Annotated in this window: 28 protein-coding genes and 3 pseudogenes; 22 read left to right on the forward strand and 9 right to left on the reverse strand. The window is 74.4% G+C overall.

Annotated features, from left to right (window positions below):
* The first annotated feature begins 4 nt into the window (after positions 1-4).
* The gene (locus ABZ117_RS28875) at positions 5-1,294 is read left to right on the forward strand and encodes a helix-turn-helix domain-containing protein (RefSeq protein WP_356824748.1); all 1,290 of its coding nucleotides are present in this window, start codon (positions 5-7) and stop codon (positions 1,292-1,294) included.
* A gap of 70 nt (positions 1,295-1,364) precedes the next feature.
* Here the strand turns inward: ABZ117_RS28875 and ABZ117_RS28880 are convergent, their stop codons facing one another.
* The gene (locus ABZ117_RS28880; protein WP_356824750.1) at positions 1,365-2,264 is read right to left on the reverse strand and encodes a carbohydrate-binding protein; all 900 of its coding nucleotides are present in this window, start codon (positions 2,262-2,264) and stop codon (positions 1,365-1,367) included.
* Between the two features lie 37 nt (positions 2,265-2,301).
* Positions 2,302-3,240 (reverse strand): AraC family transcriptional regulator, encoded by a 939-nt coding sequence (locus ABZ117_RS28885; RefSeq protein WP_356824752.1) that lies wholly within the window; start codon positions 3,238-3,240, stop codon positions 2,302-2,304.
* 194 nt (positions 3,241-3,434) lie between these two features.
* Here ABZ117_RS28885 and ABZ117_RS28890 point away from each other — a divergent pair.
* From ABZ117_RS28890 to ABZ117_RS28905, 4 genes and pseudogenes are all read left to right on the forward strand, one after another.
* Positions 3,435-3,584 (forward strand): annotated as a pseudogene (locus ABZ117_RS28890) (carbohydrate-binding protein); the annotation flags it as partial.
* Positions 3,585-4,169: 585 nt separating this feature from the next.
* Entirely contained in the window at positions 4,170-4,436 is a 267-nt protein-coding gene (locus ABZ117_RS28895; protein WP_356824754.1) for a hypothetical protein, read from the forward strand.
* Between the two features lie 80 nt (positions 4,437-4,516).
* Positions 4,517-4,657, forward strand: a pseudogene (locus tag ABZ117_RS28900) (FMN-binding negative transcriptional regulator); the annotation flags it as partial.
* Between the two features lies 1 nt (position 4,658).
* Positions 4,659-5,033: a hypothetical protein gene (locus ABZ117_RS28905; RefSeq protein ID WP_356824837.1), complete on the forward strand. Its 375-nt coding sequence runs from the start codon at positions 4,659-4,661 to the stop codon at positions 5,031-5,033.
* 67 nt (positions 5,034-5,100) lie between these two features.
* Here the strand turns inward: ABZ117_RS28905 and ABZ117_RS28910 are convergent, their stop codons facing one another.
* Complete coding sequence (locus ABZ117_RS28910; protein WP_356824756.1) at positions 5,101-5,448, reverse strand: transcriptional regulator; 348 nt, start codon at positions 5,446-5,448, stop codon at positions 5,101-5,103.
* A 135-nt stretch (positions 5,449-5,583) separates the two neighbouring features.
* On the opposite strand from ABZ117_RS28910, the gene ABZ117_RS28915 reads away from it, so the two are divergent.
* Entirely contained in the window at positions 5,584-6,561 is a 978-nt protein-coding gene (locus ABZ117_RS28915; RefSeq protein WP_356824831.1) for a zinc-binding dehydrogenase, read from the forward strand.
* Between the two features lies 1 nt (position 6,562).
* Positions 6,563-7,552 (forward strand): EamA family transporter, encoded by a 990-nt coding sequence (locus ABZ117_RS28920; RefSeq protein WP_356824758.1) that lies wholly within the window; start codon positions 6,563-6,565, stop codon positions 7,550-7,552.
* A 123-nt stretch (positions 7,553-7,675) separates the two neighbouring features.
* Here ABZ117_RS28920 and ABZ117_RS28925 read toward each other — a convergent pair whose 3' ends face one another.
* Entirely contained in the window at positions 7,676-8,572 is an 897-nt protein-coding gene (locus ABZ117_RS28925; protein WP_356824760.1) for an NAD(P)-dependent oxidoreductase, read from the reverse strand.
* 400 nt (positions 8,573-8,972) lie between these two features.
* Here ABZ117_RS28925 and ABZ117_RS28930 point away from each other — a divergent pair, with 400 nt between their 5' ends.
* Positions 8,973-9,944 (forward strand): alpha/beta hydrolase, encoded by a 972-nt coding sequence (locus ABZ117_RS28930; protein ID WP_356824762.1) that lies wholly within the window; start codon positions 8,973-8,975, stop codon positions 9,942-9,944.
* A gap of 28 nt (positions 9,945-9,972) precedes the next feature.
* Here the strand turns inward: ABZ117_RS28930 and ABZ117_RS28935 are convergent, their stop codons facing one another.
* The 5 genes from ABZ117_RS28935 to ABZ117_RS28955 all read right to left on the reverse strand — a co-directional run bounded on the left by ABZ117_RS28935 (position 9,973) and on the right by ABZ117_RS28955 (position 14,174).
* Positions 9,973-10,356, reverse strand: a complete 384-nt coding sequence (locus tag ABZ117_RS28935; RefSeq protein ID WP_356824764.1) for a VOC family protein — start codon at positions 10,354-10,356, stop codon at positions 9,973-9,975.
* 62 nt (positions 10,357-10,418) lie between these two features.
* Positions 10,419-11,483: a YihY/virulence factor BrkB family protein gene (locus tag ABZ117_RS28940; protein ID WP_356824766.1), complete on the reverse strand. Its 1,065-nt coding sequence runs from the start codon at positions 11,481-11,483 to the stop codon at positions 10,419-10,421.
* A 107-nt stretch (positions 11,484-11,590) separates the two neighbouring features.
* Positions 11,591-12,193 carry a hypothetical protein gene (locus tag ABZ117_RS28945; RefSeq protein ID WP_356824768.1) on the reverse strand — a complete coding sequence of 201 codons (603 nt, stop codon included), beginning with the start codon at positions 12,191-12,193 and terminating at the stop codon, positions 11,591-11,593.
* A 131-nt stretch (positions 12,194-12,324) separates the two neighbouring features.
* Positions 12,325-13,137 carry a TIGR03943 family protein gene (locus ABZ117_RS28950; RefSeq protein ID WP_356824770.1) on the reverse strand — a complete coding sequence of 271 codons (813 nt, stop codon included), beginning with the start codon at positions 13,135-13,137 and terminating at the stop codon, positions 12,325-12,327.
* 14 nt (positions 13,138-13,151) lie between these two features.
* On the reverse strand, positions 13,152-14,174 hold the full coding sequence (locus tag ABZ117_RS28955) for a permease (RefSeq protein ID WP_356824772.1): 1,023 nt from the start codon (positions 14,172-14,174) through the stop codon (positions 13,152-13,154).
* A gap of 242 nt (positions 14,175-14,416) precedes the next feature.
* Between ABZ117_RS28955 and ABZ117_RS28960 the strand changes: the two genes are divergently transcribed.
* The 14 genes and pseudogenes from ABZ117_RS28960 to hypA all read left to right on the forward strand — a co-directional run bounded on the left by ABZ117_RS28960 (position 14,417) and on the right by hypA (position 25,094).
* Positions 14,417-15,220, forward strand: a complete 804-nt coding sequence (locus tag ABZ117_RS28960; RefSeq protein WP_356824774.1) for a serine hydrolase — start codon at positions 14,417-14,419, stop codon at positions 15,218-15,220.
* Between the two features lie 176 nt (positions 15,221-15,396).
* The gene (locus ABZ117_RS28965; protein WP_356824776.1) at positions 15,397-15,627 is read left to right on the forward strand and encodes a helix-turn-helix transcriptional regulator; all 231 of its coding nucleotides are present in this window, start codon (positions 15,397-15,399) and stop codon (positions 15,625-15,627) included.
* 128 nt (positions 15,628-15,755) lie between these two features.
* Positions 15,756-16,169, forward strand: a complete 414-nt coding sequence (locus ABZ117_RS28970; protein WP_356824778.1) for an SRPBCC family protein — start codon at positions 15,756-15,758, stop codon at positions 16,167-16,169.
* A 1-nt stretch (position 16,170) separates the two neighbouring features.
* Positions 16,171-17,244: a type I phosphomannose isomerase catalytic subunit gene (locus ABZ117_RS28975; RefSeq protein ID WP_356824780.1), complete on the forward strand. Its 1,074-nt coding sequence runs from the start codon at positions 16,171-16,173 to the stop codon at positions 17,242-17,244.
* A gap of 85 nt (positions 17,245-17,329) precedes the next feature.
* A pseudogene (locus tag ABZ117_RS28980) lies at positions 17,330-17,482 on the forward strand (SpoIIE family protein phosphatase); the annotation flags it as partial.
* Positions 17,483-17,783: 301 nt separating this feature from the next.
* Positions 17,784-18,362, forward strand: coding sequence for a hypothetical protein (locus ABZ117_RS28985; RefSeq protein ID WP_356824782.1), 579 nt, complete (start codon positions 17,784-17,786; stop codon positions 18,360-18,362).
* Between the two features lie 183 nt (positions 18,363-18,545).
* The gene (locus ABZ117_RS28990; RefSeq protein ID WP_356824784.1) at positions 18,546-20,042 is read left to right on the forward strand and encodes a hypothetical protein; all 1,497 of its coding nucleotides are present in this window, start codon (positions 18,546-18,548) and stop codon (positions 20,040-20,042) included.
* Positions 20,043-20,162: 120 nt separating this feature from the next.
* A complete protein-coding gene (locus tag ABZ117_RS28995) occupies positions 20,163-21,251 on the forward strand; it encodes a hydrogenase expression protein HypE (RefSeq protein WP_356824786.1) in 1,089 nt (362 codons plus the stop codon).
* A 76-nt stretch (positions 21,252-21,327) separates the two neighbouring features.
* Positions 21,328-23,121 (forward strand): nickel-dependent hydrogenase large subunit, encoded by a 1,794-nt coding sequence (locus ABZ117_RS29000; RefSeq protein ID WP_356824788.1) that lies wholly within the window; start codon positions 21,328-21,330, stop codon positions 23,119-23,121.
* On the forward strand, positions 23,114-23,686 hold the full coding sequence (locus ABZ117_RS29005; protein WP_356824790.1) for a NifU family protein: 573 nt from the start codon (positions 23,114-23,116) through the stop codon (positions 23,684-23,686). The genes ABZ117_RS29000 and ABZ117_RS29005 overlap by 8 nt, the downstream gene beginning before the upstream one ends.
* Positions 23,683-24,279 carry a DUF5947 family protein gene (locus ABZ117_RS29010; protein WP_356824791.1) on the forward strand — a complete coding sequence of 199 codons (597 nt, stop codon included), beginning with the start codon at positions 23,683-23,685 and terminating at the stop codon, positions 24,277-24,279. Before ABZ117_RS29005 ends, ABZ117_RS29010 begins: the two co-directional genes overlap by 4 nt.
* Before the next feature lie 23 nt (positions 24,280-24,302).
* The gene (locus ABZ117_RS29015; RefSeq protein ID WP_356824793.1) at positions 24,303-24,509 is read left to right on the forward strand and encodes a hypothetical protein; all 207 of its coding nucleotides are present in this window, start codon (positions 24,303-24,305) and stop codon (positions 24,507-24,509) included.
* A gap of 8 nt (positions 24,510-24,517) precedes the next feature.
* Positions 24,518-24,730 (forward strand): hypothetical protein, encoded by a 213-nt coding sequence (locus ABZ117_RS29020; RefSeq protein WP_356824795.1) that lies wholly within the window; start codon positions 24,518-24,520, stop codon positions 24,728-24,730.
* Between the two features lie 7 nt (positions 24,731-24,737).
* Entirely contained in the window at positions 24,738-25,094 is a 357-nt protein-coding gene (gene hypA / locus ABZ117_RS29025; protein WP_356824797.1) for a hydrogenase maturation nickel metallochaperone HypA, read from the forward strand.
* The last annotated feature ends 25 nt before the right edge of the window (positions 25,095-25,119 follow it).

The following is a 25,119-nucleotide window of genomic DNA, read 5'->3' on the forward strand; positions in this document are numbered from 1 at the left end:
CGCGATGCACCCTGCCGTACGGCCACGGCCACGGCCCGTGCCCCGGCCGGGGCCCCAGCCCGCACCCCGGTCGCGCGCGCCGCGCTCCCGGTCGCTGATCGACGCCGAGGCCCTGCGGGTGCTGCACCGTGCCGCCCGCACGCTGCTGGACGGCCTGCCCGGCCTCACCGACCGGCTCGTCGCCGCCCTGCGGGAGCGGCAGCCGGCGTACCGGGCCGCGCTGGACGGCGACCGGCCCGGCACCTGGCAGGAGGTGCACCGCTCGCTGCGGCACAGCGTCGCCTGCCTGCTCGATCCGCGCGGCACCCGCGAGACGGCGCGCCACTGCTCCTGGCGCATCGGTGTCACCCGCGCCGAGCAGGGCGTCCCCCTGGACGCGGTGCTGCACGCCTACCGCCTGGGCGGTGCCCTGGTGTGGGAGGAACTCCTCGACGTGACCTCCCGTACCGCTCCCGAGGACGTACGGCTCCTGGTGCATGTGGCGGGCGACGTGTGGGACTTCGTCGACGAGCACTGCACGCTGGTGGCGGACGCCTACCGGCAGACCGAACGGCAGCTCGCCCGGCGGCGGGAGAACCGGGTGCGGCTGCTGGCCGCCGCCCTGCTCGACGGCACCGGCCGCATCGCCGACCTGCCCGAGACGGCGCAGGCCCTCGGGCTGCCCGAGCGGGGCCGGTACACCGTCGTGGCGGTCGCGGGCGCACGGTCCGCCGACGCCGTGCGCGCCCTGCTGCCCCGGCGGGTGCGGGTGCACTGGCACTCCGGCCCGGAGACGGACTACGGCATCGTCGCGGCCGGGGACGGCCTCCCCCCGGCAGGGGACGGCCTCGCCGCCGTACCGGCCGCACCGGCGGACGGACTGCGCGTCGGGATCGGTCCGGCCGTGGACGGACTGGCCGCCGTCGGCGAGGCGCGCCGGCTGGCGGACACCGCCCTGCGGCTGTGCCCCGGCACGGGTGGCACGGTACGGCTGACCGGTCACCTGCCCGAGGCGCTCGTCGTGTCCTGTCCGGACCTCGCCGCCTTACTGGCCGAGCGCGCGTTCGGTCCGCTCGCGCGGCTGGAACCGGCCGACGCCGGCGTGCTGCTGGACACGGTGGCCACCTGGCTGGCCTGTGAGGGTTCCGCGCAGCGGGCGAGCCGCCGGCTGTACTGCCACCGCAACACCGTCCTGAACCGCCTGCGCCGCTACGAGCAGCTGACCGGCCGTTCGCTGTCCCGCCCCGCCGATCTGGTCGAGACCGTCCTTGCCCTGACCGCCCGCCGGCTCCTCCCGCCTCCCCCGGCCCCCTGACACCCCGTCCCGCCCGGTCTGCCGGGCGGGACGGCGCGGCGGCCGTCACGGGCCGCCGCGCCCCGCCCGGTCAGGCGGCCCGCCACAGTGCCGGGACCGCAGGGGGCTCCCAGCCGGGCTGGGCCGTGTGCGGCTGGAGGCAGCTGTAGGCGCGGCCCGCGTAGGTGACCTGGTCCCCCGCCCGGTAGGTGGCGCCCACGGCCCAGGTGCCGCCCGGCGGCGGGGGGTCCGTCGGGGTGGGGCCCGGGCCGGGGTCCTGCGGGACGTCGAGGACGAAGTCGAAGGCCTCCTCCCGGCCGCCGCCCGCGTCCCGCACGGTCATCAGCAGCCGCGCGTCGAAGATCGTGTCGGTGCTGTTGCGCGGCTCGTTCGGGAAGTACAGCTGCGTGGTCAGGATCGGCCGGCCCGGTGCCTGCACCTTGACGTGGAGGTGCCGGGTGCGGCCCGGGTAGAGCCCCGGCACGATCGTGGTGAGCGCGAACGAGCCCCGGGAGTCGGTGTACTGGTGCCCTCTCAGCCGGAACCCGGTGTTGTCGTACGCGCCGTTGGTGTCGGCCTGCCAGAAGTCCAGCAGGACACCGGTCAGGGGGCGGCAGGCCCGGCCGAAGACGTAGCCCGTCACGGTGAGGGGCGTTCCCGGCATGCCCGGTTCCAGGAGGCTGGTGCGCTCCGGCGAGCGGGGCTTGAAGTAGGGGCCCTCTGTCTGCTCCGGGGTGGGGTCGTCGCCGTCGTCGCACGGCGGGGTGAGGCCGGGCGCCGTGCCGCCCGCGGTCAGGGTACGGGCGAGGGCCGGGCCGCCCATCAGGGCGACGGGGATCGCCGCGGTGGCCGCGAGCGCCGCGCGCAGCACCGTCTTGCGGCCGACGAGCCGGGGAGAAGGCGTCCCGTCCGCCGTGCCCGGGTCGTTCGCACCCACGTCGTCCCTGTGCGCTCCGTCCGTGCCTGCTCCGTCCGTCCGTGCTCCGTCCATGGCTGCTCCTCCTGTGGGGGTCGGATCGGCAACGAACCTAGGCGCGCGCCGGCGGGGCTTCGAGGGACTGGTGAGGGCGGCTGTGGTGTTTTCGGAAGTCGCCGGGGCTGCTGCCGGTCTCCCGCCGGAAGAACCGGCTGAAGTAGGCGGGGTCGGCGAAGCCGGTGCGGGCGGCGACCTGCCGTACCGACAACTGGGTGTGGGCGAGCAGCCGTTGCGCCTGGTACGCGCGCGCCTCGATCAGCAGCCGTCCGGGCGGGCGGCCGGTGGCGGTCCGCACCGCCTGCGTGAGGTAGCCGGGCGTCACGCCCAGCCGGCCGGCGCACTCCCGTACGGACCACCCCGCCGCCTCGGGGCGGGTCAGCAGCCGGGTGAACGCCTCGGCCACGGCGGCCGGCCGCCCCCCGGCCTCCGGTTCGCGGCCGTCACCGGCGCGGCCCGGAAGCCGGGCGGCGCGCACGAGGAGCACGTGGAGCAGGGAGCGCAGAACGCTCTCGTGTCCGGGGGCCCGCTGGTGGTGTTCCGTGACGAGTTCGGCCATCAGGCGCCCGACGGAGCGGTCGTGTTCGGCGTCCAGGGCGAACCAGCACTGCCGGCCGAGTCTGCGCAGTATCTGGCGGTCGCGGGGGTGGTCCACCAGGAAGTCGTCGGTGAACAGCACGAGCGTCCCCTCCGGCCCCCGGCCGCCCTCCCAGTGGTGCACCTGGCCGGGCAGGACGACCGCGAGGTGCGGGGGCCGCACCGGCCAGCGGGCGAGGTCGACGACATGGGTGCCGGAACCGGCGCTCACATGGACGATCTCGTAGAAGGTGTGCCGGTGCGGCCGGTCCCAGCGGGACAGCGGGCCGACCGCCTCGAAGGTGCCGGCGGCGAACGGTACGGCGGCCGGCCCGGCCACCTCCAGCCGGTGCAGGGGTACCTCCCCGGCCGGGGGCGGCAGGCCGGGGGTCCCCGGTAGGACGGTGGTGCTGCGCATCGGCCGTGGTCCCCTCTGTGGACGGTGTCGGGTCACTCATCGGTACCCCATCGGCACGGGGTAGGTACAGACCAATCGGGCCGGTGTGGCGATACCGCGGGCGCGCAGGCCGGAAAACGGTGTCGGGCCGCCACTCGTCCGCACGCCCTGGCCCGTACCAGCCTCTTGCTCCTCGGCCCCACGCGCCGCGAGCTCCCTCGGGCGGCGCATGGCCGGCCGGCACCGTCCGCCAGGGCGGCGACCCGGTGACGTACGGCGGCGCCGCATACCGCGGCCTCCAGACGCACCAGGCCCAGCCCGGCCGGGAACCGCCGAACACCCCGGCACTGCGGCAACGGCGGTGACCCGCTGAGCCGCCGCGCCTTCCCGGGCCTCGCTTGCCCTTGCCCCCAGGGGCAAGGGCAAGCGTGGGGCGAGGTGAACGGCATGAAGATCAGGGCCCTTCCGTGCCCGGCGGCCGGGCGGGCACACGCCGACGACTGCCCGGCCTCGCTGGCGAGCTACCGCGAGGCCATCGACGTACCGACCGGGCGCATCGAGGCGCTGACCGCCCGCCGCGCGGCGCTGATCACCCAGCTGGACACGGCCGCCCACCGGGGCAGCGGGGCCGCACCACCGGGGCAGCGGGGCCGCACCACCGGGCGGGGAACACTACCTGTCGCTGCCCGCGGGGCTGCCCGTCCCCAAGGACGACGGCGCCGCGGACCATCTGCCGGGCACGAGGGTGCCGCGGATCTCCCTGCCCACCACGGCGGGCCGGGAGATCCGCGGCACCTTCGTACGGTGCTCCACGTCTGCCCGCTCACCGGCCGCCCCGGCACCGATCTGCCCGAGGGCTGGAACAGCATCCCCGGGGCCCGCGGCTGCACCCAAAGTCCTGCGGCTTCCGCGACCACTTCCAGGAGCTGCTCGACGCCGGTGCCGGGCGGGTGTACGGGCTGTCCAGCCAGGACTCCGGCTACCGGGGCGAGGTCGTGGAGCGGCTCGGGCTGCCGTTCGACATGCTCTCCGACCCGCGGCTCCGGCTGGCCGGCATGCTGCGCCTGCCCACGTTCACGGCCGGCGGGAGACGCCTGTTCCGGCGGCTGACGCTCGTCGTCCGCGACGGCGTGATCGAGCACGTCTTCCCTCCGGTCTTCCCGCCGGACGCACATGCCGGCCAGGTGCCCACCTGGCGGCGCGAGAACCCCCTGTGAGCGGCTCCCCGCGACTCCCCCTGTACGACGTGCGGCGCCGCCACGACGCGGGGGCCGTGTCCCGGCCGACCGAGACGACCATGTACCTGCCGCACCACTTCACGGCCGACGAGGCCGCCGACCGTGACCCGCTCGCCCGCCAGGGCGCGGCCGACCTGGTCACCATGACCGGGCGGGGCCTCCTGGCCACACCGCTGCCCTTCGCGTACGACCCGGACGCCGGTGAGCACGGCTCCCTCGCCGGGCACCTGGCCCGCGCCGACGACCATGTGGCGGGAGCCCGTGCGGGGCGAGGCCATGGCCATCGTCCGGCCGCGCAGCTGCGCCGGCTCACCGACCGGCACGAGGCCGGCTCCGCCGGTCCCCGGTCCGTCGAACGGGGCGCCGGCGAAGTTCGTCGAGGCGCGGCTGCGGGTGGTCGTCGGCGTCGAGCTCGTCATCAGCCGGATCGAGGCCAAGTTCAAGCTGGGCCAGAACCAGACGCGGCCCGACGTCGAGGGAGTCGCCGCGGGCCTGGAGGCCCGGGGCCGGGCCCATGACGCGGCGCTCGCGGCAGCCGTGCGCGACCACAACCCGCACGCCACCGCCGTCTCCTGAGCGCGGCATCTCGTCGCTCACCGCCCGAGCCGCCCGACTCCGCCGCGTGGTTCGCCGAGGCGGTCGGTCAGTCCGCGGCGTCGTCGGGGCGCAGGAGCAGGTCGAGGAGGCCGGGGAAGCGCGCGTCGAACTCCGCGCGGCGCAGCCGGTTGACCCGCCGGGGGCCCTCGTCCCGCTGCTCGACCAGTCCGGCACCGCGCAGGACGGAGAAGTGGTGGCTGAGCGCCGCCTTGCCGACCGGCACGTCGAAACTGCCGCAGCTGCGCGTCCAGTCGGCACAGGACGCCAGTTCCCGGATCAACTGGATGCGCACGGGGTCGGCGAGGGCGGACAGCGCGGTCAGGACCGGGACCCGCGCGGGGTCCGTGTGGACCGGCGCCGCTCGGTGACCGCCGCTCTCGGCCTGCTTCGGCATGGGCTGCCCCTCCCCCTGTCCGTCCTCGCCGGGACACCGCGACGTGTGCCGGGCGCTTGCCGAGTGTTCGATCGTCATCTTACAGTCATCAATGTTCGCTTCCCGTTGAACACTCCAGAAGGGCGTGTGCTGCTGATGCGTGCGGTCGAGTTCCACGAGTACGGCGGTCCCGAGGTGCTGAAGGTCGTCGAGGCCGACGTCCCCGAGCCGGGGCCGGGGCAGGTGACCATCGACGCCACCTACACAGGGGTGAACTTCGCGGACCTCAAGGCGCGTGTCGAGGGGTACCGGGTGGACCGGCTGCCCTTCCGCCCCGGCCTGGAGGTCTCCGGGCGGATCCGGGCCGTCGGCGCGGGCGTGACGGGCCTGCGTCCGGGGCAGGACGTCGTCGCGCTCGTCGACAGCGGTGCCTACGCCGAGGTGGTGGCCGCCGGCGCCGCCACCGTCTTCCCGCTCCCGGACGGCCTGGACCCGCGCACTGCCGCCGCGCTGCCCACGGTCCTGCCGACGGCGCACGCCCTGCTCCACGAGGTGGGGCGGCTGCGCGCGGGCGAGACCGTCCTCGTGCACGGCGCGGCCGGCGGTGTCGGTACGGCGGCCGGGCAGCTGGCCCGGGCGGCGGGCGCCGGTGCCGTCTACGGCGTGGTCTCCTCGCCCGACAAGGCGGCACACGCCCTGGAACACGGCTACGACGAGGTGTTCGCCACCGGCACCTTCGCCGCCGATGTCCACCGGGCCACCGGCGGCAGGGGCGTCGACCTGGTGCTCGACCCGGTCGGCGGCGACACGCTGCGCCAGGGCCTCGGCGCGCTGGCCGTCTTCGGACGGCTGGTGTCCTTCGGCAACGCGAGCGGGGCGGAACCGTGGCACGTCGGGCAGCCCGAGCTGTATCCGCACGGCCGGTCCGTCGCGGGCTTCTCCGTCCTGAGTCTCGCCCGGACGGCGCCCGACGCCCTGCGCTCGCTCGCCGAGCGTGCCTTCCGTACGGTCACCGACGGCACCGTGCGCCTGCCGGTGACCGCCGAGTTCCCGCTGTCGGACGCGGCCGGGGCGCACCGGCTGCTGGGCGGGCGCACCTCGACGGGCAAGCTGCTGCTGCGGACGGCCGGCTGACATGCGTCAGGGCGGTGCGGCGCACACGCGCCGGCGCGGTGCGGCGCACACGTACGCGGCGGTCCTGGGCAGGGTGCCCGCGCCCGGGCTGGTGCTGGGCGGCGTGTGCGGCATCCAGTTCGGCGCGGCCTTCGCACCGCGGATCTACCCCCAGGTCGGCGCGGCGGGCGTGGTGTTCCTCCGGCTGCTGATCGCGGGTGTCCTGCTGTGCGCGGTGTGGCGTCCCCGGCGGCGGACCCTGAGCGCGGTGCGCGGCGCCGGGTGGACCGTGGCCGGTGCGGGCGCCCTGCTGGCGGCACACCATCTCGCGTTCTACGAGGCGGTGCGGCACCTTCCGCTGGGGGCCGTGGCCACCATCGAGTTCCTCGGCCCGTTCGTCATCGCGCTGGCGGGCTCCCGGCGACCGGTCGATCTGCTGCCCGCGTGCGTGGCGGCCGGCGGGGTCCTCCTGCTGGGCGGGGGCGGCGTTCCCCTGGCGCCGGCCGGGCTGGCTCTGGCCGCGGTGGCGGCGTGCTGCTGGGCCGGGTACATCCTCGTCTCGGCCCGCATGGCCCGGCGCGTGCGGGGCGGCCAGGGGCTGGCGCTCGCGGTGCTGGGCGCCGCGCTGCTGAGCGCGCCGTACGGTGTCGCGCAGGCCGGCGCCGCGCTCCTGGACCCGCATGTGCTGTGGGTGGCCGCCGTGGTGGCGGTGGCCTCCAGTGTGCTGCCGTACTCGCTCAACCTGGAGGCACTGCGCCGTGTCCCGCCGCGCGTCTTCGGCGTGCTGACGAGCCTGGAGCCGGCCGCCGGTGCCCTGTTCGGCCTGCTGATCCTCGGGCAGCGGCTGGCCTGGGCGCAGTGGCTCGGGATCGCCGCGGTCGCCTGCGCCTCCGTCACCGCCACACTCCTGGGAGGGCGCCGCGGCACCCGGCACACGGAGGGCGGCACGCCGGCACGGCACGCGGACGAGCCTGCCGCCCACGCGCCCGCCGCGCACACCCCGGGGCCCTGAGATCCCGCGACGGCTCCCCGGGCGGACAGCCCGCCGCCGTCACCCGCGCGGAAGCACACACGAGCCGCTCGCCCTGCCGCCCGGCACCGGCCGAGCTTTGACGGCAACCCCGGCGCACGGCTCTCAGGCGGACGGACGGCCGTCGGGACCGAAGCTGGCGAAGTAGGCGGCGGCCATGTCCTCAGCGCCGTGACCCTGCGCCGCGGCACGCTCCAGACGCTCCGCGCTCGCGGCGGCCACGTCCAGGCGCACGCCCTCGCGTGCGCCCGCCTCGACGATGAGGCGGGCGTCCTTGGCGGCCGTGTCCACCGCGAACTGGGCCGGGGACAGCTGGCCGTCGAGGATCAGCCCGGACTTGACGCGCAGGTACGGCATGTCGAGCGGGCCGCCGTCGATGGCGTCGAAGAAGCTCTGCGGGTCCACACCGAGCGCCTGTGCCAGGGCCATGGCCTCGCCGGCCGCGGCGGTGGCCGCGATGACCCAGCTGTTGGCGACCAGCTTCAGCCGCGTCGCACTGCCGGCCGCGCCGTCCTCGCCGGTCCACACGGTACGGGAACCGACCGCGTCGAACACCGGGGCCACGGCGTCGCGGTGCTCGCTCGGCCCCGCGGCGAGGACGAGCAGCCGGCCGGCCTCGGCGGGCTGGCGGGTGCCCAGCACGGGCGCGTCGAAGAAGACGAGGCCGTGGTCGTGCGCGAAGGCGGCCAGTTCGCCGATGGCCTCGGTCCCGGCAGTGGTGGACTGCGCCCACAGGGTGCCGGGGCGCAGTGCGGGGGCGGCCTCACGCAGCACGTCCAGGACCGCGCGGCCGTCGTACAGCATGGTCAGGACGGCGTCGGCGCCCTCGACGGCCTCGGCCGGTGTGCCGGCGACGTGCGCGCCGTGGGCGGCCAGAGACTCGGCCTTGGCGCGGGTTCGGTTCCAGACCCGGACGCTGTGCCCGGCCCGGACGAGGTTGCGGGCCATCGCGGCGCCCATGATGCCGGTGCCCAGGACGCTCACGGTGAGCTTGGCGGACATGTCGTCACCCTCCTGATGGTTGCTTGCGGGGCGTATCGGGGCCGGGCGGGACGCCCGGGTGGCGCGGTCGCCGGGCCGGCCGGAACCCGCCACGGACCGTTCGGGCGGCGGTCCGCGCCGAGCCGGCGCGAACGGGGCCGTCCGGCCACGTCCGGGCTCCACGGAACACCGGCTTCGGCGTCTGCCGGACCGGCTCCGCCGCCGCCCGGCCCGATCCGAGTCTCCCGGCCGAGGATACGGACCCGGCCGCCGGGCAGCCCCTCCACGCCCCACGGCCTCCCGCATGCGCCGGCGCCCGAATCCGTGCACTGTGGCTACACCGGCGGTGCGCTGACGGGCAACCGTCCCGCGCCCGCCGTTCTTACGGTGGCGAGGCACCCCCGAACCGAGGAGAACGTCGATGTCCGATGCCGTGACGCCGGTGAAGCCGGTACTGGAACCCGCCGCAGCCGACTTCGTGGCGGCGACCGCCCAGCCGCCGTACCTGTTCGACCTGCCGCCGGCGGAGGGCCGCAAGGCGGTCGACGAGGTGCAGTCCGGCGCCGTCGACAAGCCCCCGGCCGACGAGGAGTGGATCACCGTTCCGGGCGGCCCCACGGGCAGTGTCCGCACCCGCGTCGTCAGGCCCGCCGGCGTCACCGGCACCCTGCCGGTCATCCTCTACATCCACGGCGCCGGCTGGGTGTTCGGCAACGCCCACACCCACGACCGCCTGGTACGCGAACTCGCCGTCGGCGCACGGGCCGCCGTCGTCTTCCCCGAGTACGACCTCTCCCCCGAGGCCCGTTACCCCGTCGCCATCGAGCAGAACTTCACCGTCGCCCGGTGGATCGTGGAGCAGGGCGCCGACCACGGCCTGGACGCGGCCCGCATCGCGGTCGCCGGTGACTCCGTCGGCGGCAACATGGCCGCGGCCCTGACCCTGATGGCCAAGGAACGCGGCGGCGTGCCCCTGGTCCAGCAGGTGCTGTTCTACCCCGTCACCGACGCCGGCTTCGACACGCCGTCCTACCACCAGTTCGCCAGCGGCTACTTCCTGCGCCGCGACGGCATGCAGTGGTTCTGGGACCAGTACACGACCGACGCCGCCGAACGCGCCCGGATCACCGCCTCCCCGCTGCGCGCCACCACCGAGCAGCTCACCGGCCTGCCCCCGGCCCTGGTCATCACCGGCGAGGCCGACGTGCTGCGCGACGAGGGCGAGGCGTACGCCGACAAGCTGCGCGAGGCCGGGGTCGCGGTCACCGCCGTGCGCTTCCAGGGCATCATCCACGACTTCGTCATGCTCAACGCCCTGCGCGGCACCCACGCCGCCACGGCCGCCATCGACCTGGCCGTCCGCACCCTGCGCACCGCGCTGCACACGGACTGACCCCGGACCGGCGGCTCGGCGCCAGGCGTCACACCGGCTGGAGCCGGGTGCTCAGGAGACAGAACTCGTTGCCCTCGGGGTCGGCGAGGACGTGCCAGCTCTCGGTGCCGGTCTGGCCGACGTCGGCGGGCCGGGCGCCGAGAGCGAGCAGCCGCTCCAGCTCGGCGTCCTGGTCGCGGTCGGTGGCGCTGACGTCGATGTGCAGCCGCAGCTTCCCGGCCCGCGGCTCGCTGCTGGGGCTGAGCACAAGGGTGGGCTGCGGGCCGCCGAAACCGGCGCCGGGCGGCCCGATCTCGATGCTTCCGTCGTCCTCCCGGCCGAGTTCGACGTAGCCGAGGACCCCGCTCCAGAACAGGGCGAGCCTCTCCGGGTCGGCGGCTTCGACGACCAGCTCACTGATGCGGCATGCCATGTCCGTCAGTGTACGGAGACGGGGAACTCGGCGGGGCCACGGGCACCGTCAGGAGATACCTCTCAGGTCTCGTCGAGGCGGCGTACGTCCTCCTCGTCCCACTTGCGGGTGTCGCGGGGCTGGGTGTAGGGCTCGGCCTGCGGCGGGTGGCCGCCCGCGATGGCCCGCTGCCGTACGGTCTCCGCGTCGAACTCCAGGCCGAGCAGGATCGCCAGGTTGGTGAGCCACAGCCAGACCAGGAAGACGATGACGCCGGCCATGGTGCCGTAGGTCTTGTTGTACGACGCGAAGTTGGCGACGTAGAACGCGAAACCGGCGGAGACGACCATCCAGATCAGCAGGGCGAGGACGCTGCCCGGGGTGAGCCACTTGAAGCCCTTGACCTTGGCGTTGGGGGTCGCCCAGTACAGGATGGCGATCATCACGGTGACGAGCAGGACCAGCACCGGCCACTTCGCGATCGTCCAGACCGTCAGGGCCGTGTCGCCGATCCCGAGGGTCTGGCCGGCGCGGCGGGCCAGGCCGCCGGTGAAGACCACGATGAGGGAGCTGGCCACGGCGAGCACCATCAGCACGACGGTGACGCCGACACGGACCGGGAGGATCTTCCAGACCGGACGGCCCTCGGGCATGTCGTAGACGGCGTTGGCGGAGCGGATGAAGGCGGCCACGTAGCCGGACGCCGACCACACGGCCAGCACGATGCCGAGCACGGCCACGAGCGAACCGGTGCCGGAGCCGTTCTGCAACTGCCGCACGGCCTGGGTGATGATGTCCCGGGCGGGGCCGGGGGTGAGGTTCTTCAGGTTGGCCAGCACCTTGTCCGTGACGGACCTGCCGGCGACGGCCAGCAGCGAGACCAGCACGAGCAGCGCCGGGAACAGGGACAGGACCGCGTAGTAGGTGAGCGCCGCCGCCCGGTCGGTCAGCTCGTCGTCGCGGAATTCGCGCAGAGCACCCTTGAACACCGCGGCCCAGGCCCCCCGGGGAAGCTTCGCGGGATTGTCCGGCGCCCGCCGTTCGACGTCCTCGCCGGGGCCGGCCTCCTCGGGCGCCGGAATCCGCGCCTCGGGAGTCCGGTCTCCGGACTGCCGGTCGTGTCGCCAGGGGACATGCAGCTTTGCCATACGACCCGGGTAACCCCGCCGCGCGGCCTCAAGCACCCGGACTGGCCCCCGCACCCGGAAACACGGCACGCCGAGGCTCCGTGGTGTCCGGGCCGGAGCCCGGTCGGTCAGCCCCTGCCTCCGCTGAGGTTCCCCCACCGGGGGCCTATCTGCTTCCACTCCTCGTCCCACTCCGCCATGCGCCGCCGGATGAGGCGGTTCCGGATCACCCAGCCCACGCCCCAGACGGCCGCCCCGGCCGACGGGGCGAGGAGGGCTCCGGTGAGGGCCGCCTGGAGGTCGGCCCCCGCGCCGGTGACGGGCGCGGACACGATCCGGTCCGCATGATTCGTCCACACCGTGACACGGGACCCGGCAGGGTGCCCCGGAAGGACCTTCGTCCGGTCGGTGTGCACCGAGCCGTCCGGATCGGTCCAGCGCACCGCGGTCCACACGCGTCCGTCGTCGTATCCGGTGCCGGCCGCCGGGGTCCCGGCCACGTCGTCGGTGAGCACGGCGGACACGGCGTGCAGCCGGGCCTGCCGCGCCGCGAACACCGACTCGGACGTCTGGGCCGCCGCCAGGCCCGCGAGGACGCCGGCAACCAGCACGAGCACCCAGGTGGCGAGGACGATCCAGGCCTCGACGACATCGCTGTGCCGCCGGAGCGGGTTGCGCCGCCATCGCCACAGCCGCACCTGGGTGACCGTCGTGGGAGGTGTCTGTGTCATCGTCACCGCCTCCTGGCGCGCGGTCTCGCGGACCCGGGCCGCCGAACCTCACGACACCATCGTGCACCCCGGCCCGGACCGGGGCGCGTCCGCGGCCGGGGAAGCCGTACGGCCGGCGGGTGCGGCGGCGCCTAGGAGGGCGTGAGCGGCAGGTCGTCGGTGTAGGCGTTCACGGGCTGGGCGACGGGGTGGACGTCCATGACGTCGAGGGCCGCCTCGGCGGTCCTCGTGCCGAGGGTGCCCCGCGGGTGCCAGGTGCCGGTCACCTCGAGCCAGGTGTCGGCGGGGGGCGCCTCGGTGCCGTACACGCGCACCTTGACGGTCTGCGAGTCGGCCGCGCAGCACGAGAAGACGATGCGGGTCAGGTACCAGCCGTCGTCCTCGCCGGCCGGGGTGACGAAGCCCGTCAGCCGAACGGTGCGGCCGCGGACGGCGTGGCTGTGGTCCTGCTGGACGCGCCTGGTGAAGTCCGTGAGGGTCAGGGGCAGGGGCGAGGTCGCGGGCAGGGGGGCGAACCCCGTCCGTACGGCGACGGGCTTGCCGTTCGCGCGGGCCGCCGTGTACGCGCCGAGCGGGGGCGGCGCGTAGAAGAGCAGGCTCAGGGCCGGGAGGAACAGCAGCCAGGCGATGCGGGGGGTGGCGGTGTGGTCGTGCGCGTGTCCGCCCCCCTGCGCGTGCCTGTGGCCGTTCCCGTGCGCCTGTCCGTGGCCGTGCGGCTGTCCGTGGCCGTGCGCCTGCCCGTGGCCGTCGTGGGATGCGGGCCGGCGTCCGCCCCGGGTGGCCGCCGCCGCCAGGCCGAGCAGCAGCAGGACCACCCCCGAGGTGATCAGCATGGGGCGCAGTCCGGCCCTGACGTACCGCAGGTAGGTGTCGGTGAGCAGGGCCGTGTGCAGGAGGCCCGCGCCGGTCAGGCTCAGGAGCAGGGTCTGGACATGGCGTCCCACAGGGACATGGCGTCTCACAGCAGCGCGCCTCCGGTCAGGACGCTCAGGACGACGGCGACGACGGTGGTCGCCGCGGAGAACCGCCAGGCGAAGGCCCGGCCGAAGGTGCCCGCCTGGAGGGCGATCAGCTTCAGGTCGACCATCGGGCCGACCACCAGGAACGCGAGCCGGGCGGTGGGCGGGAAGCCGGTGAGGGAGGCGGCGACGAACGCGTCGGCCTCCGAGCAGACGGCCAGCAGCACGGCGAGGGCTGCCAGGAAGAGCACCGCCGACCAGGGGGTGCCGGAGAAGGCGTCGAGGACGGCGCGGGGCACGGCGACGTTGAAGGTGGCGGCGGCCATGGCGCCGAGCACCAGGAAGCCGCCCGCGTGCAGGAAGTCGTGCTGGAAGCCGAGCCGGAACTCCGTCCAGCGGCTGTGTCCGTCCCGGTGACCGGTGTGCCCGGGGCGCAGGAGGGGCCGCAGCCACTCCTCCTTGCCGAGCCAGAGCCACAGCCAGCCCATCACGGCCGCCGTGGCGAGGGAGGCCAGCAGCCGGGCGGCGACCATCGCCGGGTTGCCGGGGAAGGCGACGGCGGTGGCCGTGAGGACGACGGGGTTGATCGCCGGCGCGGAGAGCAGGAAGGCGAAGGCGGCGGCCGGGGTGACGCCCCGGCGGATCAGGCTGCTCGCGACGGGCACGGAGGCGCACTCGCAGCCCGGCAGGACCGCGCCGGCGACACCGGCGACCGGTACGGCGAGAGCCGCCCGCCTCGGCAGCACCCGGGTGAACAGCTCGGCCGGGACGAAGGCGTTGATCGCGCCGGACAGGGCGGTGCCGAGGAGCAGGAACGGCAGCGCCTGGACGGTGATGGCCAGGCAGACGGTGCGCCAGGCCTGGACGGCCGGCTGGTCCAGCCACCGCGTGCCCGCCGCCAGGAGTACGGCCGCGGCGCCGGCGGCGAGCGCGAGGACGGCGGCGCCGGGCGGCCGGGGCCGGACGCGGCGCACGGGCGGGCCGGCGGATACGACCGCCGGACGTTCCGTCACGACAACCATTTCATCCGTTTTTTCCATGATCGCTCCGGATGTCGGTGTCCGGCCGACGATAGGCGAGCGAGGCCGCTCAGATGCGCGTACACGCCGCGCGAGGGCCGCCCGGGCGCGCGTACACGCCGCCGGGAGGTGACCGAACGGCATGATGCGCGCGTCGGTGGCTCTTCTCACAATCCGGCGCGAAAGGGCCCGGGAGTGACGGCTGCCACGTCGCCGGACGCGCGGGATGGCTACGTTCGTGACCCATGCCGTCCCTCCTCTCCCCCACCGCACGTGTCCGCACCGGCGCCCTCCTGGCCTCGGCGGCGGCCCTCCTGTCCGCCGGCCTCCTCCAGCCGGCGACGGCCGCCGCCGCGTCGTCCCCCGCCACGGACGCGGCGCACGCCACGGCCGCCGTCCTCGACCTGGACGGCACCGGCCGCACGCCCGTCATCCACGGCGAGGACCGGGCGTACGACACGGCCAGCATCGTCAAGGTCGACATCCTCGCGGCGCTGCTGCTCCAGGCGCAGGACGCGGGACGGCAGCTCACCGCGCGGGAGCGGGCACTGGCCGAGCCGATGATCCGGCGCAGCGACAACGCGGCGGCCGGCACGCTGTGGCGGCAGATCGGCCGGGCCTCCGGGCTGGCGGCGGCCAACAGGCGGCTGGGGCTCACCGCCACGACGGGCGGGCCCGGAGTCAGGTGGGGGCTGACCCGGACGACCGCGAGCGACCAGGTACGACTGCTGCGGAACATCTTCGACGCGGGCGGCCCGGCACCCACCGCGCTGGACGCGGACTCCCGCGCCTACGTCCGCACCCTGATGAGCCAGGTCCTGCCCGAGCAGTCCTGGGGCGTCTCCGCGGCCGGGGCCGAGGGCGCCGGGCGGATCCTGAAGAACGGCTGGCTGGAGCGCACCACGACCGGCCGGTGGGACGTCAACAGCGTCGGCGAGGTCACCGTCGGGGGCCACCGGTGTCTCGTCGCGGTCCTGACGGACGGCAGCGCGTCCATGAGCGACGGGGTGTCTCTGGTGGAGCGGACGGCGCGGGCGGCCGTGGCCTGAGGCCCCCGCCGGCCGGCGGGGGCCGCCCGCCCAAGTGGTTCCCACCCACGCCCGGACCCCTGTGACACGCCTGTGACAGTCGGCGGACACCCCGATGAAGTCCGGCAACCAATCTGGTGGAACAAGGGCAAAACGCCCTAATCGGAACCCCCCGCCGTTCTGCCGGAGGAACCACCATGAGCGCCACTCTCGCCCCGTCGCCCACCGAAGCCCCCGCCCCCACGCTGGCTCCGCGGGAGCGGGAGACGCTCCGGCACATCGCCGCCGGCCGCACCTACCTGCAAACGGCCCGCCACATGGGGCTCTCCACCCACACCGTCGACGCCTACCTGCGCCGCATCCGGGCCAAGCTCGACATCACCAACACGGCCCAGCTGACCCGCACGGCCATCGCCATGGGTCTGTGACCGTCATGGGCCGGTGACGGCACGCCGTGGCGCGACCCGCAGGCCGTGGCGCGGCCGGGGCTTTTCGGCCGGCGTGGACGGGGCACGCGGTCCGGGTACGACTTCCGAACCGGAGGAGCTGTACCACGATGGCCGAGTACGAACGTTCCCGCACGATGCCCGCGCAGCCCGAGCACGTCTTCGACCAGGCCGCGAACGTCGCCCAGCTCGACGCCTGGCTCCCGGAACGCCTCCACGTGGATGCCGGGGACCCGCCGGCCGTGACCGTGCACGAGGACGGCACCGGACAGGACACTCCCGCCCTGCTGCGGTCCCAGCCGGACCAGATGCGTCTGGAGTGGGGCACCCGCGGACAGGGCAGCTACACCGGCTGGCTCCAGGTGGCGGGCATCGGCAGCGGTGCAAGCGAGGTCACCGTGCACCTGTCCTTCTTCGCCGGGGGCCACGACCCGGGCGAGCAGGCCGTGTACGAGGCCCTGGACGGCAGTCTGCAACGACTGGAGGAACAGGTCCGGATGCGGGTCGACAACCCGGCCGGCTGACATGGCGGGGCCGGCGCACTGGTATCCGCTGCCCCTGACCACGCCCGTCAAGCAGCACGTCTTCGGCGGCCGTGCCCTCGCCGACCGGCTGGGCCGCTCCGGGCTGCCGTCCGGCCCGGTCGCCGAGACCTGGGAGGTCAGCGATGTCGACGGGGAGGGTGCGGCCGTCACCGAGGGGCCGCTGCGCGGCCGGACCCTGCGCGAGCTGATGGCACAGGACCCCGGCGGCCTGCTGGGCGACCGCCCGCACGGGCCGCGCTTCCCGCTCCTGACGAAGTTCATCGACGGCAGGCGACCGCTGCCGGTGCATCTGCACGCCGACGACGAGACGGCCCGCCGCCTGGAGGGGGAGCCGAACGGCAAGACGGAGGCGTGGCACGTCCTGGACGCGGCGCCCGGGGCCACCGCCCTGGTCGGGGTCCGGCCCGGGGTCGGCCGGGAACGGCTGCGCCGGGCGCTGCTCGCGCAGGACTTCGACGCGGTCATGCGCCGTCTGCCGGTGCGCGCCGGGCAGACCGTCTACGTACCGGGCGGGACCCTGCACAGTTTCGGGCCGGACACCCTGGTCTACGAGATCGAGCAGACCTCCGACATCCAGCAGCACGCCATGCCCTGGCGGATGGAGGACGGGGCGCCGCTGGGCGAGCGGGAACGCGAGGCGAACATCGCGCGGCTGCTCGACGAGTGGCGGCCCGGGCCGCGGCCGGAGTTCCAGCCCGGGCTGAGCGTCACGGTCGATGACGCGGTCGTGCGCACGGTGCTGTGCGCGGGGCCGTACTTCGCGCTGGAGCGGTGGACCGCGGGCACGGCGGCGCCGGTCAGCCGGACGTTCTCCACGGCGCAGATCCTCAGCAACGCGGGCGCCCCGGTGACCGTCACCTCCGGTGACCGGACCGGGCGGCTCGGCCGGGCGCGGACACTGCTGCTGCCGGCCGCGCTCGGCCAGGTGCGGGTGGACGGACCCGCCGACGTGCTGTTCGGCTTCCTCCCCGACCTGGAGGCCGACATCCGGGCCCCGTTGACGGCCGCAGGACACGGGCCCGCAGCGATCGCCGCGCTCGGCGAGGGCCTCTGACGCACCGGCACCGGCCGGCATCGGATTCCCGCCCGTTGCGGCCGTCGCCCGCGTCGTGCACTGCGGCCACCCCGAGCCGTTGCTCGTGCGCGCCGGCCGGGTCCGCGCTCTGCTCCCCGGCCGGCCCGGCGCTCCGCCGGGTCTCGGTGACCCGCTGGACGTCGCGCCGGACGCGCAGACCGTGCCGTTCGGCCCGGGCGACCGCCTGCTGCTGTACACGGACGGGTTCATCGAGGCCCGTGACCGGCGCGGCCGGTTCCTCGGCCTGGCCGCCCGTGCCGAGGCCCATGCCGGCCGCCGGCGGCGCTGGTGGCGGCCCTGCGCCGGGACCTCGTCCGGCATGTGCGCGGTGACCTCGGCGACGACGCGGCGCCGGTCGCGCCGGAGCGGCTGCCCGGAACGCCGCACGGGAGGTGACGTCCGCCGTCCCGGCCCGTGTACGGCCCCCTTTCGGCCCCTTTTTCCCGTCCGCGGCCCGGCGGGGCATGGTGTCACCGATGATGGGCAGGACGTAGCCCGGCGAGGGGAGGGAGACGGCCGTGGGGTGGACGACCGAGGAGTTCGGGGAGTCGCACGAGGGCATCGTGGGTGCCGTCCTGGCCGACGGCAGCGAACCGAAGCCCGCCTGTTTCGACATCGGCAGCGGCGCCGAGATGTACGCGACCAGCGAGTGGTGGGCGTACGACGGCGGCATGACCCGGCCGAAGGCGGCGGCGGTGCGGGCCTCGTGCAGCTGCGGCTGGCGCGGCCCCAGCGTGCCCGTCCCGTGGGAGGAACTGGCCGAGGACGGTCTGGAGGACCTGGACGTCTCACGTGCGCGCCGGGACTGGAGCGAGCACATCCGCGCGGTCGAGCGGCAGACCGTGCCGCTGCCCCAGGAGCTGGCCCAGCTGCTCGGCGCCGTGGAGGACAGGCTGTTCGCGCTGGCCGAGGACGCGCCGGCCGCCGCCCTGCGGGCCGTCGCCGCGCTGGACCGGCTGACCCGGCGCGCCGGCCGGGAGGCGGCCTGCGTGATCGAGGAGGACCCCGACCGGCGGTGGGAGGCCCTCGGCAGGGCCCTGGGCGTCGGCGCGGACCGGGCACAGTCCCTCGTCACCCACTATCTGCTGCTCCGCTGAACCAGCCCTCCGTCCGTGCCGCGCCCTGCCGCGCCGGCGGAGTTCCGCTCACCCGCCGCCGTACGGCGGTCACGACGCGTGTCCTCCCCTGTCCGGCGCAATGGCGGTGCGCCTGAGGGGCGGACCGGCGCGCCGGGTGTGACCGTGGGGGAAGAACCGCGGACGCTCCGGTGAGGAGAGGGCATGGCCAACAGGATCGGCGAGAGCTGTGAACAGCTGAGTGCCGTGGCGGACGCCGTGCTCTACGAGGGCTATCTGCTCTATCCCTATCGCCGGTCCTCGGCGAAGAACCGGGTCCGCTGGCAGTTCGGGGTGCTGCTGCCCCGCAACTGGGTGGAGCGGGACGGACCGGTCACGCCGGGGATCTCCGGCTCCGCCGACTCGTGGTACCAGCAGACCGAGTGCCTGCTGCGGGTCCACGGCGACGCCGCGGCCCTACGGGTGCGGGTGCGCTACCTCCAGATGCAGCACAAGCAGGTGGAGGCCGCCGACGGCGACGGGCGGCACCGCCCGGTCGAGTCGCTGCGGACGGCCGACGGGGTGACCCGTCTGTCGTTCGAGGAGGCGGTGCCCCGCGAGACGGAGCTGGTGCTGCCGCTGGCGGAGCTGCTGCGCGGCGGGCGGACCGTGCCCCTGAGCGCGCCGGCCGGGGCGGAGTACGAGCCGTTGCCGTCGGGAGCCGGACGCACGGTGCGGCGGCGCCGGGAGGTGCGGGCCGCGACGACGGTCGCGGCCGAACCGCTCGGGCCGGGTCTGTACCGGCTGCGGGTGCGCACCGAGAACACCGGCGAGGCCACGGATCCGCAGGCCCTGCGGGGTGCGGTGCTGGGGCAGGCGCTGCTCGCCACCCACACGCTCCTCGCCGGGGAGGCGGTGGAGTTCGTGTCGCTGATCGATCCGCCCGCCGCGCTCGCGGAGCACGTGGCCGGCTGCCGGAACGCCTTCACGTTCCCCGTGCTCGGCGGCGCGCCGCCGGGGTCGGCGGACGGTGACGGGGCGACGAGCGCGTTCCTGCTGTCCGCGCCGATCATCCTCCCCGACCATCCGCAGGTGGCGCCCGAGAGCCCGGGCGACCTGCACGACGCGGCGGAGATCGACGAGATCCTCACGCTGCGCACGATGCTGCTGACCGACGAGGAGAAGGCCGAGGCCCGGGCCACCGACCCACGGGCCGCCCGGATCGTGGACCGCGTGGAGACCATGCCCCAGGAGGTCTTCGCCCGGCTGCACGGCACCATCCGCTCCATGGCCCCCGCGCAGGCACCGGACTCCGGGCGGCCCGCCTGGTGGCAGGAGCACGGTGACGACGGACTGTCCCCGACGACGGACACCGTGCCGGTGGGCGGGGTGCTGGTGGGCGGCGGCAGCCGGGTGCGGCTGCGCCCGCGCGGGCGGGGCGCCGACGCACAGGACATGTTCCTGGAGGGGCGGACCGCGCAGGTCGCCGCCGTCTTCCACGACGTGGACGGCAGCGTCCACCTGGCCGTCACCGTGGACGACGATCCCGCCGCCGAACTGCACGGCTGGTACGGCCGGTTCCACTACTTCCGGCCCGAGGAGCTGGAGCCGCTCGGCACCGCCGGCGCACCGCACCCTCCCGGGCCGCCCCGGCCGCAGGCCCCACGGCCCGCGCGGCCCGCCGACCGGCCGGAGAGGGGCCGGTCCGATGCCCGCACGTGAGACACCGGCGGGCGGCCACCGGACGGCCGCCCCCGGAGAACCCCCCGGACCGACCCTCGCGGCCCCCTCGGCCGCGGCCCGCAATCCATTCCGCAACCGGCTGCAACGGAGGCCGCACACATGACCACACAGAGCGGTACGACCGAAGTGCGTGGTGAGCCCAGCAGGGCCGAGGCGCGGGAGGGCTTCGACGAGATCACGATCCTGTGGATCTCGGAGGGGATGAGCTGCGACGGCGACACCGTGTCGCTGACCGCGGCGGGACAGCCGTCCATCGAGGACGTGGTGCTCGGGCTGATCCCGGGTCTGCCGAAGGTGAACCTCGTCAACAAGGTCCTCTCGCCCAGCCTGGGCGGGGAGGACTTCCTGGCCCCGTACCGGGCGGCGGCCCGCGGCGAACTGGCACCGTTCATCCTCGTCATCGAGGGCTCGATCCCCAACCAGAACATCATCGAGGGCGACGGCTACTGGACCTCGTTCGGCAACGACCCGGACACCGGTGAGCCGCAGACGCTGAACTGGTGGATCGACCAACTGGCGCCGAAGGCCTGGGCGGTGGTCGCCGCCGGTACCTGTGCGACGTTCGGCGGCATCCACGCCATGGCCGGCAACCCGACCGGCTGCATGGGCCTCGCGGACTACCTGGGCTGGGACTTCACGGCACTGTCGGGACTGCCGATCGTCAACGTGCCCGGCTGTCCGATCCAGCCGGAGAACTTCATGGAGACCCTGATCTGGACGCTCCAGCACGCGGCCGGTGCCGCTCCCCCGCCGCCGCTGGACCACATGCTGCGACCGCAGTGGCTGTTCGGCAAGACCGTGCACGAGGGCTGCGACCGGGCCGCCTACTACGAGCAGGCCGACTTCTCCAAGGACTACAACTCCCCCAAGTGCCAGGTGAAGATCGGCTGCTGGGGCCCGGTCGTCAACTGCAACGTGCCCAAGCGCGGCTGGATGGGCGGCCTCGGCGGCTGCCCCAACGTCGGCGGCATCTGCATCGGCTGCACCATGCCGGGCTTCCCCGACGCCTTCATGCCGTTCATGGACGAACCGCCGGGCGGCGCCCTGTCGTCGATGGTGATCAGGCCGTACGGGGCGGTCATCCGCCGGCTGCGCGGCCTGACCAACGACATGGTGAACCACGAGCCCAGGTGGCGACACAACAAGCAGAAGCTGACCAGCGGCTACGACCCGTACTGGCGCGCGTGACCCGGCCGGCCGCCGCGACCGTCCCGCAGTCCGTCACCTATCCGCCGCATCCGAACAGCGAGGGGCAGCACCGCAGATGACCACCACCGAGTCCCGGCCCACAGGACGCAAACCCGCCCAGATCGTGGACATGTCCTGGGATCCGATCACCCGGATCATCGGCAACCTGGGGATCTACACGAAGATCGACTTCGCCAACCAGGAAGTCGTGGAGTGCCACAGCACCTCGTCGCTGTTCCGCGGCTACTCGGTGTTCATGAAGGGCAAGGACCCGCGTGACGCCGGCTTCATCACCTCGCGGATCTGCGGCATCTGCGGTGACAACCACACCACCTGCTCCAACTACGCCCAGCAGATGGCGTACGGCGTCAAGCCGCCCAAGCTGGCCGAGCACATCACCAACCTGGGCGAGGCCGCGGAGTACATCTTCGACCACACGATCTTCCAGGACAACCTGGTCTTCGTGGACTTCTGCGAGGCCATGGTCAAGGCCACCAACCCCGGTGTCCTGGCCCGCGCCGAGCGTACCGACGCGCCCCGCGGGGACATCCACGGCTACCGGACCATCGCCGACATCATGAAGGCCTTCAACCCCTTCGAGGGCGAGGTCTACAAAGAGGCGCTGAAGGTCAGCCGGATCACCCGGGAGATGTTCTGCCTGATGGAGGGCCGGCACGTGCACCCCTCCACGCTGTACCCGGGCGGGGTCGGCACGATGCCGCAGCCCAGCACCTTCACCGACTACCTCAGCCGGCTGATGCGCGTCATCGACTTCATCAAGAAGGCGGTGGCGATGAACGACGACGTCTTCGACTTCTTCTACGAGGCCCTGCCCGGCTACGAGGAGGTCGGCAGACGCCGCATCATGCTCGGCTGCTGGGGTGCCTTCCAGAACCCGGACGTCGTCGACTACCGCTACGCGACGATGAACGAGTGGGGCAAGGCGATGTACGTCACCCCGGGCATCATCGTGGACGGCGAACTCGTCACCAACAACCTGGTCGACATCAACCTCGGCCTGCGCATCATGCTGGGCAGCTCGTTCTACGAGGACTGGGTCAACGAGGAGCCCTTCGTCACCCACGACCCGCTCGGCAACCCCGTCGACATGCGCCACCCGTGGAACCAGACCACCGTCCCGGTGCCGCAGAAGCGGAAGTTCGACGGCAACTACAGCTGGGTGATGAGCCCGCGCTGGTACCACCAGCAGACCGGTGAGCACCTCGCCCTGGACACCGGCGGCGGGCCCCTCGCCCGGCTCTGGTCGACCGCGCTGAGCGGCCTGGTCGACACCCCGTACGTCAAGGCGACCGGCGGCGGCATCCGCATCACCCTGCCCAAGGGCGAGAAGCTGCCGGAGACGACCCTGGAGTGGCGCATCCCGAAGTGGAGCAACACCCTGGAACGGGACCGCGCCCGGCCGTACTTCATCGCCTACGCCGCCGCCATGGCCCTCCAGTTCCTGGAGGAGGCGATGCAGATGCTCCGCAGCGGCGACACGAAGGTGTACGAGAACTTCGAGGTGCCGGACGAGGCCATCGGCTGCGGTTTCCACGAGGCGGTGCGCGGGGTCCTCTCCCACCACCTGGTGATCCGCGACAAGAAGATCGCCAACTACCACCCGTACCCGCCGACCCCGTGGAACGCCAGCCCCCGCGACATCTACGGCACCCCTGGCCCGTACGAGGACGCCGTGCAGGGCCAGCCGATCTTCGAGGAGAACGGGCCCGACGACTTCAAGGGCGTCGACATCATGCGCACCGTGCGCAGCTTCGACCCCTGTCTGCCGTGCGGCGTCCACATGTACATGGGCAAGGGCAAGACCCTGACCACCGTGCACTCGCCGACGTACGGAGCCGACCATGGCTGACGCCGCGCGGCTCGCGGACCCGGCGGTGGAGGCACGGCTCGCCCGCCTGGACGAGGCGCTGGCCGGGCTCGAGGCCATGCCCGGCCCGGCGCTGGAGGCGGTGGCGCTGCTGACCGAGGTCTACGGCGAGGCCCTCGCCCGGGTGCTGGACCACGCGGAGGGTCCGCTGCGGGAGCGGCTCGCCGAGGACGAGCTGCTCGGTCACCTGCTGGTCCTGCACGACATCCACCCCGAGCCGCCCGAGCGCCGGGCCGCCCGCGCGGTGGAGAAACTACGGCCGGCGGTGCGCGAGCGCGGCGGTGAGCTGGAGTGGGCCGGCCTGGAGGGGCAGGTGGCGCGGGTGCGGCTGAAGTCCGGTGGCGGCGGCTGCGGCTCCGGCTGCGGCAGCGGTGGCGGTGGCGGCTCCTCGGACGTCACCGAGGCGGTCCGGGCGGCGGTGCTGGCCGTCGCTCCCGAGCTGACCTCGGTGGAGACGGTGGAGGCCACCCCCGAACGCGTCGCGGCGCCCGCTTTCGTGCCGCTGACCAGCATCCGACGCCGGCCCGTGGCCCAGGAGGCGCCGTGAGCGTGGACGGGGCGCTCGCGCGGGTGATCCGCTCCGCCGCCGACCGCGTGGAGCGGGCCGGGGCCGAGTCCTGCGAGCTGTGCGCCGCCCCGGTGGGCCCCGAACACGCCCATCTGTACGAGACCGGTCCCGCCGAGGTGCGCTGCGTGTGCCGTCCCTGCTCGGTGCTGTTCGCCGCCGACGGGGCCGGCGAGGGCCGCTACCGGCTCGTGCCCCGGCGCCGGCTGCGGCTGCCGCCGGTCGACACGGCGGTGCTGGGCGTCCCGGTGGGGCTGGTGTTCTTCGTGCCGCGCTCCGACGGCACGGTCACCGCGCAGGGGCCGAGTCCGGCCGGGGCCATGCGGTGGGAGGTGGACGCGGCGGCCTGGCAGCGGCTGGCGGCCGAGGTGCCGCAGCTCGCCTCCATGGCACCCGATGTCGAGGCGCTGCTGGTGAACAGCGTGCGCGGCCTGGACGAGCACTGGATCGTGCCGGTCGACGACTGCTTCCGGATGACGGCCGTGATCCGCCGCGAGTGGCGGGGCCTGTCCGGTGGCGGCCGGGTGTGGCCGGCCGTAGAACAGTTCTTCAAGGAGCTGACCGAGCGGTCGTGAACACCCGAAAAAGGAGATCGGACATGGGCAGCATCCGAGTGGGCCGCCCCCAGGCGAAGCCCGACACACCCACCCACGTGCGTGGACTGCACCAGGGCAACTGGGGCCCGTACCACCGTCAGACCGGACACCACGAGGACGGCACCTCCGACGCGCGCCGCTCCACCGGTATCCACTGGAAGCGGCACGACGCCCTGGTGAAGGACATGCCGAACATCTCGCCGGGATGAGACCCGGGATGAGAGAGAGGGAAGGGACCGTCATGGACGTCCGCAGGCGAAGAGGCACCGCGCGCGCGGAGATGTCGGGACGCCGGCTGCTGCTGGTCCAGGCCGCGCTGGTCGGCGGCCTGGTCGCGGCGCTGGTCGTCAAGGAGTTCCCGGGTCTCGTGCGCGAGGTGCGGATCTACCGGATGACCGGGGGCCTGCGCGCCCGCCGCCGGTATCCGTGAGGGCGGCGTGCACGAGCTGTCGATCGCGACCGCGATCGTGGAGCGGGCCGGGGAGATCGCCCGGGCGGACGGCGCCGGCGGCGTCTCGTCGGTGACCGTGCGGGTCGGTGAGCTGGCGGGTGTGGTGCCGGACGCGCTGCACTTCGCCTTCGAGGTGGCCCGTGACGGTACGGCCCTCGCGGCGGCCCGGCTCGTCGTGGAGCGGGTGCCCGCCCGGGCCTGGTGCGGGGAGTGCGCCGAGGAGTTCGCGGTGGGCATGCCGCCGTTCTTCTGGTGCCCGTGCTGCGACCGGCCGTCGCGGGAGCTGCGCAGCGGGCGGGAGCTGGAGATCACGGGGGTCGAAGCGGTGCCGGTCCCGCCCTGACGGCGGGGCCGGCACCGCCCGGCCG

The sequence above is a fragment of the Streptomyces sp. NPDC006309 genome (assembly GCF_040613095.1).
Taxonomy (GTDB): domain Bacteria; phylum Actinomycetota; class Actinomycetes; order Streptomycetales; family Streptomycetaceae; genus Streptomyces.